This is a genomic window from Streptomyces spinoverrucosus (genome assembly GCF_006539505.1).
Lineage (GTDB): Bacteria > Actinomycetota > Actinomycetes > Streptomycetales > Streptomycetaceae > Streptomyces > Streptomyces spinoverrucosus.
The window spans coordinates 1-16,216 of sequence record NZ_BJND01000042.1; the positions used below are offsets into that span (position 1 = coordinate 1).

Below are 16,216 nucleotides of genomic sequence, written 5' to 3' on the forward strand. Positions count from 1 at the left end.
CCCCGGAGAGGACGAACGCCCCAGTCAGACAGGTGCGACAGTGTCCCAAAGGTGCCAGTGCTGCCCACTCACTCACTCGCTCACTCACCCACCGCAAGCCGCCAAGACCACCCGGCGTGCCCCGAGACGCGACCGCGCCCGCCGACGCCGGTCAACTGCGCGGCCGATGTTGCCCGCAAGCCGACCTGGGCACCCGCCTTTCCGGGCCGCCCGTTCGCTTCTCACCCGTGCTGGAACGGGCCGAGTCAAGGGCGGCCCGCAAGGGCCGTCGCCGGTAGGCGACGCGGAACGCAGCGCAGCGGAGTGGAGCGCTCTTTACTCGGGCCGTGGAAGCACGACACTGGTCAAGAAGCGGGCGGCCTCAACCGGGGAAGCTGGACGGGGTTCCGGCGGGACTACCACGCCGCTGCTTTCCGCTGCTGCATGTCCGTCAGCCGGACGACGAAGTACACCGCGGCGCCGGCCGCGGCGATCTCCAGGGCGTCGGACACCATGTACCGCATGACCGCGTCGCGCACTTCCCCGAGGGTGTTGGCCTTGTTGAACTGCTGAGCGGCGTACCGGCCGAGCAGGGTCTGGGAAACGAACAGCGCCCACCACACGTTCACCGGCCAGATCGGGGAACGGGACGGTACGCCGTCGGCGGGGAGCGGGGATGCGGCGCCCCACATGTCGAGCGCGATGCGGTACGGCATCCAGAGGTTCGCGATCGGGATGAACCAGGCCCCGATGGCCCAGCCCGGGCCGTTGCGGAACTGGTCCGGCGCCAGCGGCCCGGTGCTGCGGCGCATCTGGAAGAACCAGACGATGAACATGACGGCACAGGGTACGTACGCGTAGCCCTGGATTCTTCCGGCCGTTTCGTACCGCGAGAAAGCGGCGTCCAGTTGCGCCTGCGGTGCGGTGGCGAAGCCGAAGTCGCCCTCGATCAGGGTGTACAGGCGGACGCCCGCATACACGGCGAACGCACCACTGAGGGCCGCCGCCGCGAGCAACACCGAGACCGTGATGGTCACCCAGCGCGACGGGCGCGGGATCGGTCTGGGCAGCAGGGCAGGCGGGTGTGGATTCCCGAACACGGACACGACGGAGGCCCCCCACGGGCAAGGAAAAGGAACGCAGTTGCCCACGGAAGATCGCTGCGCGGGGAACGATACGCCTGACCTGCTGTTTCGTCCATGCCATTCCCGGCAGCCGACCAACTCCGCACCGGCCGTGCCGAGATCGACCTGTCGAGGCCATTGACGCGCAAGTGGTTCGATTCTACGTTCCGTTCGCAGTGACGATCGTTGTTCGACATACAGAACAGGAGCGTCCCCTTGAGCCGCATGAGTCGCAAGAGCCGCATCAGCCGCAGAAGGATCGCCTTCCTCGCCCTCCCCGCCGCCGCCCTCCTCGCCCTAATCCCGAGTACGGCGAACGCCTACCCCAACCCCGGCCGGGTCACGGGCTCCGTCATCACCCACGACCCCTCGATGATCCGCACCCCCTCCGGGCAGTACCTGCTCTACGCCACCGGCGGTGGCATCGCCAACAAGACCTCCACCGACCGCATCGCGTTCAGCGCGGGCGCGGACGCCTTCTCCTCGCGGCCGAGTTGGTGGTCGCGCTACTCGTCCGTGCCGGAGGCCTGGGCGCCGGACATCTCGTACCACGGCGGCAAGTACCTGCTGTACTACTCCGTCTCGAAGTTCGGCTCGAACACCTCCGCCATCGGCCTCGCCACCTCCAGCACCGGCCGGCCGGGCAGCTGGACCGACCAGGGCATCGTCTACTCCTCCAGCTCCTCCAGCGACTACAACGCCATCGACCCCAACCTCTTCGTGGACTCCGACGGCAAGTGGTGGCTGTCCTTCGGCAGTTGGTGGACCGGGATCAAGATGATCCAGATCAATCCGTCCACCGGGAAGCAGCTCTCCAGCAACACCACCCGGTACTCGCTCGCCTCCCGCCCGACCGGGACGAAGGCCGTCGAAGCGCCGTTCATCGTCAAACGCAACGGCTACTACTACCTCTTCGCCTCGTACGACACCTGCTGCGCCGGCACCAGCTCCACGTACAAGGTCAAGGTCGGGCGGGCCACGCGCGTCACCGGGCCGTACTACGACAGGAACGGCGTCTCGATGATGAACAACGGCGGGACGCCCGTGCTCGAATCGCACGGCAGCGTCATCGGGCCCGGCGGGCAGTCGATCATGAACGACGTCGACGGGGACCTGATCGTCTACCACTACTACGACGGCAACGACAACGGCACCCCCAAGCTCGGCATCAACCTTCTCAACTGGAGCAGCGGATGGCCCGTCGCCTACTGATGATGCTCGCCGCGCTGGTCTTCCTGCTCGGGCTGGGACAGTCCCCGGCGAGCGCGGCCTCGTTCACCAACCCGGTCAAGTCCGTCAAGGGCGCCGACCCCTGGATCTCGTACCACAACGGCAACTACTACCTGGTCAGTACGAGTTGGACCGACGTCATCACCATCCGCAAGTCCACCACCCTGGCCGGGCTCGCCATCGCGCCCAGCGTGCAGGTGTGGAAGGGTGACGCGGCCTCGCGGTGCTGCAACATCTGGGCGCCCGAGCTGCACTTCCTCAACGGGCGCTGGTATCTGTACTACGTCGCCGGGCAGAACGTCTCCGACTACATCCCGACCCAGCGCAGCCATGTGCTGGAGAGCGCCGGGTCCGACCCGATGGGGCCGTACACCTACCGGGGTCAGCTCAACTCCGCCTGGATGCTGGATCCGACGGTGGGGACCATCAACGGTCAGCTGTATCTGTTCGGCAGTGCGAGTGGCGGGACGCAGAATCTCGTCGCCGCCCGGATGTCGAATCCGTACACCGTCAGCGGGTCCTTCTCGACCATCTCCACGCCCACCCACGACTGGGAGCGGCAGGGCGGCACGGTCAACGAAGGGCCGGAGATCCTCCAGCGCGGCGGGCGGACGTTTCTGATCTATTCCGCGAGCGGTTGCTGGACACCCGACTACAAGCTCGGGCAGCTGGAGCTGACCGGGTCCGACCCGCTGTCCGCCGCCTCCTGGAGCAAGAAGTCCACGCCCGTCTTCCAGCGCAGCGACGGAAACGGGGTGTACGGGCCCGGTCACAACGGCTTCTTCACCTCGCCGGACGGCAGCGAGAGCTGGATCGTCTACCACGCCAACGACAACGCGAGCGAGGGCTGCGACAACGGCCGTACCACCCGGGCACAGAGGTTCACCTGGAACGCCGACGGCACCCCGAACTTCGGCACGCCGGTGAGGCTGGGCGCCTCGCTCGCCGGGCCGTCAGGCGAACCGGCGGCCGCCTCGACGACGTACACCGTGGTCAATCGGAACAGCGGCAAGTGCCTCGACCTCGCCGGAAGTTCGAGCGCCGACGGGGCCAATGTGCAGCAGTACGCCTGCCACGGCGGCAACAACCAGCGGTGGCGGATCGAAGACCTCGGCGACGACACCCACCGGCTGGTGAATGTCGCCACCGGGAAGGTGCTCGACACGGCTGACTGCTCCGCCGCCGACGGGGCCGACCTGCGCCAGTGGTCCTGGCTGAACAACACCTGCCAGCGGTTCCGCTTCCTGGCCACGGACAGCGGTCACGTCCGGATCGTCAACCAGGCCACCGGCAAGGTAGCCGACGTGGCGAACTGCGGGACGGCGGACGGAACAGACGTACGCCAGTGGACATGGCTGAACAACACCTGCCAACAGTGGCGTCTAACACCGGTGTAGACAGCCAACCCCAGGGGCGCGGGGAACTGCGCGACCAGCCACAACGGACCCGCACCCGCCCACACACAACACCCCTACGGCGAGAAGGCGCTACCCGGCCTGCCCCATCCCCGCCGCGTTGGGCCAACTGGTCGCCCCCGGCCAGCCGGTCGCCGCGGCCGGGGTCAGCCCCGGGGCGCCCGGGCCCGTGGTGCCCCGGACCTGCGCCGCGGTGAGACCACCGCGCGCCGGAACGCCGGGCGGGGTGAGGCCGGGAGCGGGGGCGGGAGCAGGGACGGGGACAGGGACGGGCGTCGGCTGGGGGACCGCCTGAGCCACCGCGGGCTGAGGCACCGCAGGCTGGGGCATCGCCGGTTGCGGAACCTGCTGAGGCACCTGCGGCTGCGGAAACCCCTGCACCGCCGCCGGCATCGGCATCGGCATCGGCACACCACCGCCGACCGCCGGGCCGACCGCCGGCCCCGGCATACCGGCGGCGCCAACCGCACCAACGGGACCGGCAGCGACGGCCTGAGCGGCAAGGCCCTGCATACCGGCCCCGTTGGTGGCACTGACCAGCCGGTCCACCGCCGCCGTACCCGAGCTGTAGCTGGTCCCGGTGCCCAGCTCGGGCACGGCGGCTCCCCTCCTGGTCCCGTAGAGCACCTGTTCCAGGCCGGACACCAGGCGACGCACATCCACCTGGGGGCGCACCACGAGTCGCAGGAAGCGGCTGGAGGAGCCGATCTTGTTGCCGCACTCACGGACCAGGATCCGGTGCTCGGTGAGCAGCCGGTCCCGGACCACGGTGCCCTCGGCGCCCACGGGGAGGCGCACGAAGAGGAAGTTGCCCTGGGAGGGGTAGACGGTCAGACCCGGCAGCGCCGAGAGCTGGCTGGCCATCTCCAGGCGGTCACGGCGGACCTGCTGGAGGGACTGGGCGTACTCCGTGCCGTGTTCCTTCAGCATGAACACCACATGCTCGGCGAAGGAGTTGAGGTTCCACTTCGGCAGCATGGAGCGCACCCGGCCCGCGAGGGCGGGATTGGCCACCAGGTAGCCGAAGCGGATGCCGTGCAGGCCGAAGTTCTTGCCGAGGCTGCGCAGCACGACGACGTTGGGGCGGATCATCGCCTCTTGTACGACGCTGGGTTCGGCCTCGGCGTCGGCGAACTCCAGGAACGACTCGTCGATGACGACCAGGTCCCGGTCCGCCATCGCGTCCATGAACTGCACGATCGCGTGCTTGTGCAGAAAGCCGCCGTCGGGGTTGTTGGGGTTGCAGATCACGGCGACCCGGGTGCCGCGGGCGCGGATGAACTCGGCGTACTGCGCGAGGTCGAGGGCGAAGCCGCTGGACTCCTGGAGCGGGTACATGTCGACCCGCTTGCCGGTCTCCATGGGCTGGTCGGTCCAGCGGCCGAAGGTGGGGACGGGGACGGCGAGGGACTCCCGGACGAGCAGGTGGTCGATCCAGGTGATCAGCTCGGTCGAGCCGTTGCCCATCGCCACGCACTGCGGCGGGAGCTGGAGCAGGCTGCACAGTTCGGCGGTGATGGTGTCGGCGCTGCTCGGGTAGTACGTGATGATGTCCCGCAGCTTGCCCGCCATCTCGTCGAACATCGCGGGGGTGGGGAAGTACGGGTTGCAGGGGATGCAGAAGTCCACCGGGCCCGACCCGTCGCTCTCCCGCGTCAGCGCCGCCATCGACGGGCTGTGCGCCGCAGTGCCGCGGAACAGCGAGGTGACGTTGTCAGCCAAGGGAACCTCCGTCCAAGGGTGGCCCGCGCGGGGGAGCGCGGGCCGCCCTTACATACGGAGGCCGGAGTGACCCCGTTCAACACATGTGACGAAAGTATGAAGTCACGCGCTGAACGAGTGGACCGTCGTCGTGCGGTAGGTCTGCCCCGGCCGCAGCACCGTCGACGGGAACGACGGCTTGTTCGGCGAGTCCGGGAAGTGCTGGGTCTCCAGGCACAGCCCGTCGCCCTGCCGGTAGACGGTGCCGCCGGTGCCGACGAGAGTGCCGTCGAGGAAGTTGCCGGAGTAGAACTGCAGGCCCGGCTCGGTGGTCGCGATCTTCAGGGTGCGGCCGGAGGACGGGTCGCGGAGCGTGGCGATGTGCTCCGGGCGGGCCGTGAGGCCCTTGTCGAGGACCCAGTTGTGGTCGATGCCCTTGCCGTACAGCAGCTGCTGGTGCGGTACGCGGATGTCCTCGCCGACGGTCTTGGTGCGGCGGAAGTCGAAGGGGGTGCCCCAGACCCGCGCCAGCTCGCCCGTGGGGATCAGCCCCGAGTCGACCGGCGTGTAGCGGGAGGCGGCGATGGACAGCTCGTGGTCGTAGATCGTGCCGCTCGACTCGCCGGCCAGGTTCCAGTACACGTGGCTGGTGAGGTTGACGACGGTGGCCTTGTCGGTGGTGGCCTCGTAGTCGATGCGCCAGTCGCCGTGCCGGGTGAGGGTGTAGGTGACCTTGGTCTTCAGCGTGCCGGGGTAGCCCATCTCGCCGTCGACGCTGGTGTAGTACAGGTACAGGCCGACGTCGGAGCCCTTGGTGAACGGCTCGATGTCCCACACCCGCTTGTCGAAGCCCTGCGCGCCGCCGTGCAGGCTGTTCTCGCCGTCGTTGACGGAGAGCTGGTGGGCCTTGCCGTCCAGGGTGAAGCGGCCCTTGCCGATGCGGTTGCCGTAGCGGCCGATCAGGGCGCCGAAGTACGGGCTCTTGGCGACGTAGTCCTCGATGTTGTCGAAGCCGAGGGAGACGTTGGCGTAGCGCCCGCGCCGGTCGGGGACTTCGAGGGACTGCACGATCCCGCCGTAGGAGAGGACCTTCAGCCGGGTGCCGCCGTTCTCCAGCGCCCAGCTGTACACCTTCGTGCCGTCGGCGAGCTTCCCGAAGAGCGACTTCACCGGCTTCCTGCCTCCCGTGGCGTGTGCGCTGCCCATTCCGGCGGCAGCGATACCGGTGGCGGCGGCCCCGGCTATGACGGTACGTCTGCTCATGTCCATGTGCGGCTCCTGCATAAGGATGGGGCCCCGCCTTCGGCGGGGCCCGAGCTGAGTTACGAACCGGACTTGCGCTTGTTCCATACGTCGAAGCCGACCGCCGCCAACAGGGCCAGGCCCTTGATGACCTGCTGCCAGTCGGTGCCGACGCTGAGGAGGTTCATGCCGTTGTTCAGCACGCCGAGGACGAGACCGCCGATGATCGCGCCGAGCACGGTTCCCACACCGCCGCTCATGGACGCGCCACCGATGAACGCGGAGGCGATCGCCTCCAGTTCGTAGTTCAGGCCGGCCTTCGGCGAGGCCGCGTTGAGCCGGGCCGCGATCGCAAGGCCCGCCAGGGCCGCGAGCGCGCCCATGTTCAGGAAGATGTAGAAGGTGACCTTCTTGTCCTTGACACCGGACAGCTTCGCCGCCGGGAGGTTGCCGCCGATCGCGTAGATGTGGCGGCCGAACACCGAGTTGCGCATGACGTAGCCGTAGCCGACGACCAGCACACCCAGGACGAGCAGGATGATCGGCGCGCCCTTGTAGCTGGCGAGCAGCAGCGTGAGGGCGAGGATCGCGGCGACGATGACGACCAGCTTGAGCACGAAGATGTTCTTCGGCAGCACCTCCAGCGAGAACTCCTGCTGGCGCTTGCGGTCACGGAACTCCTGGATGACCGCGAAGGCGATCAGGGCGAAGCCCAGCAGCAGCGTGATGTTGTGGTAGTTGGTCTCCGGGCCGACCTCCGGCAGGAAGCCGTTGCCCATCTTCTGCAGTCCGTCCGGGAACGGGCCGAGGGTCTGCCCCTCCAGCAGGATCTCCGTCAGGCCGCGGAAGATCAGCATCCCGGCGAGGGTGACGATGAACGACGGTATGCCGAGATACGCGATGAAGAACCCCTGCACGGCACCCGCCACCGCGCCCGCTATCAGGCACAGCACCACGGCGACCGGCCACGACACGTCGTGCTGCACCGTCAGTACGGCCGCGAAGGCTCCCACGAACGCCGTCAAAGAGCCGACCGACAGGTCGATATGGCCCGCGATGATGACGAGCATCATGCCGATCGCGAGGATCAGGACGTAGCTGTTCTGCAGCACCAGGTTGGAGACGTTGCGCGGCAGCAGCAGGTCTCCGTCGGTCGCGACCGCGAAGAAGGCGACGATCAGGCCGAGGGCGATCAGCATGCCGTACTGCCGCATGTTGCGGCGCATACCGTCCAGGATCAGCTGCAGCAGGCCGCCGCCCGCGGCCGACCCGCTCTTGCCGGGCGGCGCCGGGGCCGGGCTCTTGGCGGTGACATCCGTGCTCATCGGGTTACCTCTTTGTCCTTCGTCATCTGGCGCATCAGCGATTCCTGCGTGGCCTCGGCACGCGGGAACTCACCTGTCAGCCGCCCCGCGGCCATCGTGTAGATGCGGTCGCACATACCGAGCAGTTCCGGCAGCTCGGAGGAGATGAAGACGACCGCCTTGCCCTGGGCGGCCAGTTGGTCGATGACCGTGTAGATCTCGTACTTGGCGCCGACGTCGATGCCGCGCGTCGGCTCGTCCAGGATCAGCACATCCGGACCCGCGAAGATCCACTTGCTGAGGACGACCTTCTGCTGGTTGCCGCCGGACAGCTTGCCCACCGGCTCGAAGACGGTCGGCGCCTTGATGTTCATGGACTTGCGGAAGCCCTCGGCGACCTGCCGCTCCTCGTGCTCGTCGACCACGCCCCGCTTGGCGACCTTTTTCAGGGCGGTCAGCGAGATGTTGCGGTTGATGGTGTCGATGAGGTTGAGGCCGTAGTGCTTGCGGTCCTCGGTGACGTACGCGATGCCGTTCTGCACCGCCTCCGCCACGGATTTCGTACGGATCTCCTTGCCGTCCTTCAGGACGGTGCCGCCCGCGTACCGGCCGTAGGTGCGCCCGAAGACGCTCATCGCCAGCTCGGTACGGCCGGCGCCCATCAGGCCCGCGATGCCGACGATCTCCCCGCGCCGCACGTGCAGCGACACGTCGTCGACCACCTTGCGCTCCCGGTCGATCGGGTGGTGCACGGTCCAGTTGCGGACCTCCAGCGCCGGCGCCGCGCCCACCTCCGCCTCGTGCGGGGTGCGATCGGGGAACCGGTTGTCGAGGTCGCGGCCGACCATGCCGCTGATGATCCGGTCCTCGGTGGTCTCCGCGGCCTTCACGTCGAGCGTCTCGATGGACTGCCCGTCGCGCAGGATCGTCACCGAGTCGGCGACCCTGCGGATCTCGTTCAGCTTGTGGGAGATGATGATCGAGGTGATGCCCTGATTCTTCAGCTCCAGGATCAGATCGAGGAGCTTGCCGCTGTCCTCGTCGTTGAGGGCGGCGGTCGGCTCATCCAGGATGAGCAGCTTCACCTTCTTCGACAGCGCCTTGGCGATCTCCACGAGCTGCTGCTTGCCCACGCCGATGTCGGCGACGCGGGTCTCCGGGTGGTCGTCGAGACCGACCCGGCGCAGCAGCTCACTGGCGTGCCGCAGGGTCTCGTTCCAGTTGATGAACCCGCGCGTGGCGTGCTCGTTGCCGAGGAAGATGTTCTCCGCGATGGACAGATACGGCACCAGCGCCAGCTCCTGGTGGATGATCACGATGCCGTGCTGTTCGCTCGCCCTGATGTCCCTGAACCGGCAGACCTCTCCCTCGAAGAGGATCTCCCCGTCGTACGAGCCGTGCGGGTGGACGCCGGAGAGGACCTTCATCAGGGTCGACTTGCCGGCGCCGTTCTCCCCGCAGATGGCGTGGACCTCGCCCTGCCGGACGGTCAGCGTGACGTCCGACAGCGCCTTGACGCCGGGAAAGGTCTTGACGATCGAGCGCATTTCCAGGACGGGTCCCGCCATGGTCGTGCCTTCCAATCCCTAGGGTGCGGCGGTCAGTTGACGTCGCTGGCCTTGACGTAGCCGGAGTCGATGACGACCTTCTGGTAGTTGGCCTTGTCGACGCTGATCGGCTCCAGCAGGTACGCGGGCACGACCTTCGCGCCGTTGTCGTACGTCTTGGAGTCGTTGACCTCGGGCTTCTTGTCGTTGAGCAGCGCGTCGACCATGTTCGCGGCCACCTTGGCGAGCTCGCGGGTGTCCTTGAAGACGGTCTGCGTCTGCTCGTCCGCCTTGATCGACTTCAGCGACGCGACCTCGGCGTCCTGCCCGGTGATGACCGGCAGCGGCTTGCTCTTGGTGCCGTAGCCGTCGGACTTCAGCGCCGAGATGATGCCGATGGAGATGCCGTCGTACGGCGAGAGCACCGCGTCGACGGCGTCGCTCTTGTAGAAGGCGGTGAGGATGTCGTCCATGCGCCGCTGCGCCTGGGCGCCGTCCCAGCGCAGCGTGGTGACCTGGTTCAGGCTGGTCTGCTTGGACTTGACGACGAGCTTGCCCTCGTCGATGTACGGCTGCAGGACGCTCATCGCACCCTGGAAGAAGTACCGCGTGTTGTTGTCGTCGTTCGAACCGGCGAACAGCTCGATGTTGAACGGCCCCTCCTCGCCGGAGGTCAGCCCGAGCTTCTCGGCGATGTACGTACCCTGCAGCTGGCCGACCTTCTCGTTGTCGAACGACGCGTAGTAGTCCACGTCGTCGGTGTTGAGGATCAGCCGGTCGTACGAGATCACGGGGATGTCGGCGTCCTTGGCCTGCTGCAGGACGTTGTTCAGCGACTTGTTGTCGATCGCCGCGATGATCAGCGCGTCCACACCCTGCGCGATCATGTTCTCGATCTGGGAGACCTGCTGGTCGGGCTTGTCCTCGCCGAAGACCAGCTGGGTCTTGAAGCCCTTGGCCTCCAGGTTCTTGACGACATTGTCGCCGTCGGCGATCCAGCGCTCGGAGGACTTGGTCGGCATCGAGATGCCGACGGTGGCGCCCTCGCTGCTGCCCTTGTTCTCCTCGCTGCCGCCCTCACTGCTCTGGCCGCAGGCGGTCAGAGTGAGGGCGAGGGAGGCGGCTGCGGCTACGGCGGAGAGTGCGGCTCTGCGGTTACGCATGATCATCATCCTTGATGTGTGCCGGGAGGAACCGAGACGGGTGTTGTGGGATTGTGCGCGGCTGTGTCTTGTTTTGTAAGCCCGTTTTCCGGAACGTTATGACGAGGTTTCGAACCGGCGGAGTTCGCCCGGCAGCCGGGAGCCGAGCGGCGCCATGTCGCCGTCCGCTCCATGGCGGGCCAGCAGATCGAGGGCGAGCCGGCCGCGCCGCACCCGCTCCTTGGCCGTGGCCAGCGTCAGCTCCCGCAGATGGTGCCCGTAGGGGTAGATCCCGGGTGCCTTGGACAGGCCGAACTTCAGGTAGAGCGGTGCGCCGCGCCGGATCAGCTCGGCGACCTCGTACATCCGCACATAGCCGCCGAGATCGTCCGGGGCCTCGATGTACATGTCCATGGGCGCGCCCGACGCCCGGCGGATCTCGGTGAGGTGATCCAGCGTCAGGTCACTGGGCACGTTGACGGAGTCGGCGCCGAGGTGCTCGTACACCGCGTACGCGGCCGGGTTGACGGGCCCGATCAGCGCCGACACCTTGAGCGTGGTGTCGGCCGGGAGGATGCCCTGGACGCGCGCCCGGTGCAGCGTCCACAGCACGCCCTCGTCCGCGACGAGCAGGCACTTGACGCCCAGCTCCGTGGCCCGTACGGCGTCCTCGACGCACCCGGCGACGGCGTCGTGGCCGCGCGCCCTGAGGCCGCCGCCCCGGGAGTCGGTACGGGTCGACCCACCGATGTCCCAGGTGCCGCGCGGGCCGGTGAACAGGCAGAGCTCGATGTCACGCTCACCGGTCGCCTCGACCATCTCGGTGATCTCGGCGTCGGTCAGCATCCACACCCCGCTGCCCTGGCTGATCCGATGGATCGGCACATCCAGGCGCGAGGACTCCTTGAGGACGACCGCCAGCGCCTCGGGACCCTCGCACGAGGGGATCTCGGTGCGCCAGCGGCCACCGCCCGGGAAGCTGTGCGGTGAGGCGTCGGCGGGGTCGAGGGCGGGCGCGCCCAGGCCGAGGGCGGTGAGCGCATGCTCACCGGGCCTGCGGGCTGCCGTGGCGGAAGCGTCGGTCACAAGCTGTCCTTCGTGTTCGGTATTTCGGACGAGGTTCGCGGCACTGGGAATTCGAGGTTCGCGGCACTGGCAATGCGAAAGGCTGGGGTACGCCGGTACGGCGGCCGTCAGGTCGCCCCCGTACCGGCGTACGACTAGGGGCGGAGCAGGACCTTGCCGACCTTCGGGTCGCCGGCTCCGACCAGCTCGATGGCCTGCGAGAACTCGGTCAGCGGCAGCTCGTGGGTGACCAGCGGCACCGGATCCAGCAGCCCGGCGCCGAAGACCCGCACCGTGTGCGCCCAGGCGTCCGGCGGCGCCCCGAAGACGGTGTGCACCTCCAGCTGCCGTACCACCAGGTCCGTCGGGTCCAGACCGTCGGCACCCGGCGCCGGGATCCCCGTAAGGACGAGGCGCCCGCCGCGCCGCAGCAGCGCGGCGGAGGTGCGCGCGGCGTCGGCGGACCCGGCGGTCTCGATGACGACGTCGAAGTCGTCGGGGAGTTCCTGGTCCTTGGTGCGGAAGTCGGTGGCACCGTACTGCCGCGACAGCTGCTCCCGGTCGTTGCGCGTGCCCACCACGAGCAGCTCGGACGGCGAGCCCGCCTTCAGGAACTGCACGGCGAACATGCCGAGCGTCCCGGTCCCCACCACCGCCACCCGCTCGCCCGGCAGGGCGTTGGCCTTGATCGCCGCAGCCGCGATACAGGCGGCCGGTTCCAGCAGGGCGGCGGCGGTGAGGTCGCAGTCGTCCGGGAGGACGTGCAGCAGCCGGGCCGGGAGCGTGAGCGTGGCGGCCATGGCGCCGGGCTGGGTGAACCCGGTCTCCTCGTACCCCGCGCTGCACAACGTGGTCTCACCGGCGTGGCAGCGGTCGCACACCTGGCAGTTGCGGAAGCCCTCACCGACCACCTTGCGGCCGACCAGGGACGCGGGGACGCCGGGGCCGACCTCGGTGACCGTCCCCGACCACTCGTGGCCGGGGGTGAGCGGGTAACGGACGTACCCCTCGGGGCGGTTGCCCTGGTAGACCTCGCGGTCGCTGCCGCAGATGCCGACGGCGTGCACCCGCACCTGCGCCTCTCCGGCGGCGGGCGGGCGGGGCGAGTGCTCGACGAGCCGGTGCTCGCCGGGCGCCTCGATGACGACGGCGGTGCTCACTTCTGAGTGCCCTTCGGCTTGCGCTGCTCCCAGCCCTCGGCCCACAGGTCGAAGCGGGCCTGCTGCTGCGGGAACTCGGCGGCCGCGTCGGTGTCCAGCTCGACGCCGAGGCCGGGGGCCTCGGAGAGGTGGAAGCAGCCGTCCTCCGGGTCCACCTGCGGGGCGCCCTTCACGACCTTCTTGATCTCCGCGTCGGCGAAGTCGTTGAAGTGCTCAAGGATCTTGAAGTTGGGGGAGGTGAAGCCGACCTGGAGGGACGCGGCCGTCAGCACCGGCCCGCCGACGTTGTGCGGCGCGACCAGCATGTAGTGGGTCTCGGCGGTGGCGGCGAGCTTGCGGGTCTCCCAGATGCCGCCGATGTGACCGACGTCCGGCTGGATGATGTCGACGGCCTGGCTCTCGAACAGCTCGCGGAACTCGATCCGGTCGTGGATCCGCTCACCCGTGGCGACGGGCATGTCCACCTTGGCGGCGACCTTCTCCAGGGCCTTGAGGTTCTCCGGCGGGACGGGCTCCTCCAGCCAGGCCGGCTTGAAGGGCGCCAGCTCGTGGGCGAGCCGGACGGCGGTCGCGGGGGAGAAGCGGCCGTGCATCTCCAGCATCAGCTCGGCCTCGGGACCGATGGCGTCCCGCACGGCCTCGATGAGGGAGACGGCGTAGAGGGTCTGCTGGTGGTCCAGCTCGAAGTGCCCGGTGCCGAAGGGGTCGATCTTGAGCGCCTTGTAGCCGCGCTCCATGACCCCCTGGGCGGCCTTGTGGTAGGCCTCCGGGGTCCGCTCGGTGGTGTACCAGCCGTTGGCGTACGCCTTGACCTTGTCGGTGACCTTGCCGCCCAGCAGCTGCCACACCGGCACGCCGAGGGCCTTGCCCTTGATGTCCCAGCAGGCCATCTCGATCACGGCGATCCCGGACATCACGATCTCGCCGGCCCGGCCGTAGTCGCCGTACTTCATACGGCGTACCAGGTCTTCCACGGCGAATGGGTCGGAACCGAGAATGTGGTTGGCCTCGGCCTCCTTCAGGTAGCCGAGGAGGGCGTCGGTGTGGCCCAGCATCCGGGTCTCCCCGACTCCTGTGATCCCCTCGTCGGTGTGCACCTGGACGTAGGTCAGGTTGCGCCACGGCGTCCCGACCACGTGCGTGCTGATTCCGGTGATGCGCACGGCAGTTGCCCCTCGTGAACGTCGGCTCTGTTCGAAATTTCGTCACTCGTTCGAAATGCTGGCGTGACAGTAAGGATGCGGCGGTGGGGGTGTCAATGGGTCGAACGCATAACGGTTTCGACACTTTCGACGGCCGGTTTCGGGATGATGCGAGTGGCTTGCCCTCAAGTCGACGCGCCGGAAGTGATTGTTCCGCACAGAACATTCACAGCGGCGACTAGGAACGTTACCAATCGGGAACTTAACCTTCCCGCGTCATGGACTACTGCCACCCGTGCCGACGGCACCTGAATGGCGCCCTCGCCTGCCCCGGCTGCGGGACGCCTGCCGAACAGCTTCGCGCGTACGCGGAGGAGACTGTCGTGCACACCGTCGTACGGACGGACGTCGTCACGGTGGTGCGGACGGCGGAGCCCGACGAGTCGTACGAACCGTACGACGAGGACGCCGACGACCTCGACGACGACCGCCCCGGGCGCGGGTCCCGGCGCCGCCAGTCGAACGTCAGCCGTCGCGATCGCAAGGCCGCGGCCCACCGCCGGCGGCGTCGCCGCACCCTGCTGATCACGGCGGGCTTCGTGCTGGCCGCCGGTGCCCTGAGCCTCGCCGAACTCGGCCTGGACGCCCCGGGATCGGCCCCGAATCCGGCGGCGGCCGGGGACGCCTCGGCGGACGGCGGCGCGTCGGAGCAGTCGGACGAGACGACCGACCCGCTGACCGACGCCTCCACGGGCGTCACCCCGGGCAAGGGCACGGCCTCCCCGGACGCCTCGACGTCGCCGTCCCCGTCGGAGTCGGACAAGGACGAGAAGGACGACAAGGAGTCGCCGAGCCCGACGGAGGAGGACGAGTCGACCCCGTCGGACACGGCCCCCGACCCGTCGACCTCCACCCCGGCGGCCCCACCCGCACCGGACCCGACACCGACCCCGACGGCGGACCCGACGACGTCGGTACCGACTCCGGACCCGTCACCCTCGGAGACGTGCGACCGGTTCCTGTGGTGGTGCACCTGAGGCCTGTCCGGCGGCCGCCTCCTTCACCCACGTCTCCAGCCGGTCCGTGAACTCCGACGCCCGCTCGGCCCAGTCGAGTTCGGCCAGTACCGCCGCGCGGCCGCGTTCGGCGGTGTTCAGGCGCAGGGCCGCGTCGGTGCGCAGGCGCCGTACCGCGTCCGCGGCCGCCGCCGGGTTCCCGTAGGGGACGACGAGGCCGCAGCGGTGTCGCGTCACCAGGTCGGCCGCCAGTGGGTTCGGCGTGGTGACGACGGGGACGCCGTGGGCCATGTATTCGACGACCTTGGTGGGGCGTGAGTGGCGGTAGTTGGGCTGGTCGTGGAGGAGGGAGAGGCCTGCCAGGGCGCCGGAGAGCAGGGCGAGCGCGCGATCGTTGGGGAGGTAGTCGTGCCAGTGCAGGATGCCGTCGCGGTCGGCCGCGGTGAGCGCGCCGCGTACGTCGGGGTCGGCCGCGCCGATCACCTCGACCCGCACGTCCGGCCCGAGCAGGCGGGCTGTCTCGATCAGGTCGAGCGCGCCGCGCGCCCGGGACAGGTGCCCCAGGTAGACGACCCGGTCCGTGCCGGGCGGCTCCGGTGAGCCGGGCGGTACGGTCGGCAGGTTCGGTACGACGGGATGGGGCCGGCGGAAACGCGCCCGGTAGGCGTCCTCGGCGAGCAGCAGTCGCACATGCCGCTCCGCCAGGCGTTCCGCCGCCCGTACCGCCAGCTTCAGCGGTGGCCGCAGCGCCGCCGGCACCCAGCGTTTCATCGTCAGCGCCGCCGCCGTGTCCTCGTGCACGTCCCACACGGTCACCGGCGCCCGGCCCGCGCGCCGCCACCGGCGCAGGGTGCCGGGCAGGGCGAGCAGCAGCTCCGGGTCGTGCAGCAGCACCACGTCCGCCTCCGGTCCGCGCTCGGCGAGCAGGGCGCGCGCCGAGCGCAGCGCCGCCCGGCGGTCACGACCGGCGGCCCGGGGGAGGTCCACGCCCTCGACACCGGGGCGGGGTACGACTCCACGCGCGCTGAACGGAGCGGCGTACACGATCCGGTGGCCGCGTTCCGTCAGGGCGGCGATCTCCCGGTGCAGTATGCGCGCGTCCTCGGGATGGTGGACGACGGTGACCACGAGTATCCGCATCAGAGCAGC

At 68.9% G+C, this 16,216-nt stretch carries 13 protein-coding genes; 3 read left to right on the forward strand and 10 right to left on the reverse strand.

Annotated features, from left to right (window positions below):
* Positions 1–395: 395 nt before the first annotated feature.
* On the reverse strand, positions 396–1,016 hold the full coding sequence (locus SSP24_RS26560) for a DUF4328 domain-containing protein (protein WP_141312229.1): 621 nt from the start codon (positions 1,014–1,016) through the stop codon (positions 396–398).
* A 312-nt stretch (positions 1,017–1,328) separates the two neighbouring features.
* Between SSP24_RS26560 and SSP24_RS26565 the strand changes: the two genes are divergently transcribed.
* A complete protein-coding gene (locus SSP24_RS26565) occupies positions 1,329–2,315 on the forward strand; it encodes an arabinan endo-1,5-alpha-L-arabinosidase (protein WP_174864717.1) in 987 nt (328 codons plus the stop codon).
* Positions 2,297–3,730: a family 43 glycosylhydrolase gene (locus tag SSP24_RS26570; RefSeq protein WP_141312230.1), complete on the forward strand. Its 1,434-nt coding sequence runs from the start codon at positions 2,297–2,299 to the stop codon at positions 3,728–3,730. The genes SSP24_RS26565 and SSP24_RS26570 overlap by 19 nt, the downstream gene beginning before the upstream one ends.
* Positions 3,731–3,820: 90 nt before the next feature.
* On the opposite strand, the gene SSP24_RS26575 is transcribed toward SSP24_RS26570, so the two are convergent.
* From SSP24_RS26575 to SSP24_RS26610, 8 genes are all read right to left on the reverse strand, one after another.
* Positions 3,821–5,470 (reverse strand): pyridoxal phosphate-dependent aminotransferase, encoded by a 1,650-nt coding sequence (locus SSP24_RS26575; protein ID WP_141312231.1) that lies wholly within the window; start codon positions 5,468–5,470, stop codon positions 3,821–3,823.
* 102 nt (positions 5,471–5,572) lie between these two features.
* Positions 5,573–6,718: an aldose epimerase family protein gene (locus SSP24_RS26580; RefSeq protein WP_141312232.1), complete on the reverse strand. Its 1,146-nt coding sequence runs from the start codon at positions 6,716–6,718 to the stop codon at positions 5,573–5,575.
* Between the two features lie 53 nt (positions 6,719–6,771).
* Positions 6,772–8,016, reverse strand: a complete 1,245-nt coding sequence (gene mmsB / locus SSP24_RS26585; RefSeq protein WP_141312233.1) for a multiple monosaccharide ABC transporter permease — start codon at positions 8,014–8,016, stop codon at positions 6,772–6,774.
* Positions 8,013–9,563, reverse strand: a complete 1,551-nt coding sequence (gene mmsA, locus SSP24_RS26590) for a multiple monosaccharide ABC transporter ATP-binding protein (protein WP_141312234.1) — start codon at positions 9,561–9,563, stop codon at positions 8,013–8,015. The genes mmsB and mmsA overlap by 4 nt, the downstream gene beginning before the upstream one ends.
* 32 nt (positions 9,564–9,595) lie before the next feature.
* On the reverse strand, positions 9,596–10,705 hold the full coding sequence (gene chvE / locus SSP24_RS26595) for a multiple monosaccharide ABC transporter substrate-binding protein (protein WP_141312235.1): 1,110 nt from the start codon (positions 10,703–10,705) through the stop codon (positions 9,596–9,598).
* Positions 10,706–10,801: 96 nt separating this feature from the next.
* The gene (locus SSP24_RS26600; RefSeq protein WP_141312236.1) at positions 10,802–11,770 is read right to left on the reverse strand and encodes a hypothetical protein; all 969 of its coding nucleotides are present in this window, start codon (positions 11,768–11,770) and stop codon (positions 10,802–10,804) included.
* A 134-nt stretch (positions 11,771–11,904) separates the two neighbouring features.
* Positions 11,905–12,909, reverse strand: a complete 1,005-nt coding sequence (locus tag SSP24_RS26605) for a zinc-dependent alcohol dehydrogenase (RefSeq protein ID WP_141312237.1) — start codon at positions 12,907–12,909, stop codon at positions 11,905–11,907.
* Entirely contained in the window at positions 12,906–14,072 is a 1,167-nt protein-coding gene (locus tag SSP24_RS26610) for a mandelate racemase/muconate lactonizing enzyme family protein (protein ID WP_141312238.1), read from the reverse strand. The genes SSP24_RS26605 and SSP24_RS26610 overlap by 4 nt, the downstream gene beginning before the upstream one ends.
* Before the next feature lie 257 nt (positions 14,073–14,329).
* Between SSP24_RS26610 and SSP24_RS26615 the strand changes: the two genes are divergently transcribed.
* Complete coding sequence (locus tag SSP24_RS26615; protein ID WP_141312239.1) at positions 14,330–15,088, forward strand: SCO2400 family protein; 759 nt, start codon at positions 14,330–14,332, stop codon at positions 15,086–15,088.
* Here the strand turns inward: SSP24_RS26615 and SSP24_RS26620 are convergent.
* Positions 15,044–16,207: a glycosyltransferase gene (locus tag SSP24_RS26620; protein ID WP_141312240.1), complete on the reverse strand. Its 1,164-nt coding sequence runs from the start codon at positions 16,205–16,207 to the stop codon at positions 15,044–15,046. The two genes, SSP24_RS26615 and SSP24_RS26620, sit on opposite strands and share 45 nt — an antisense overlap.
* Between the last annotated feature and the right edge of the window lie 9 nt (positions 16,208–16,216).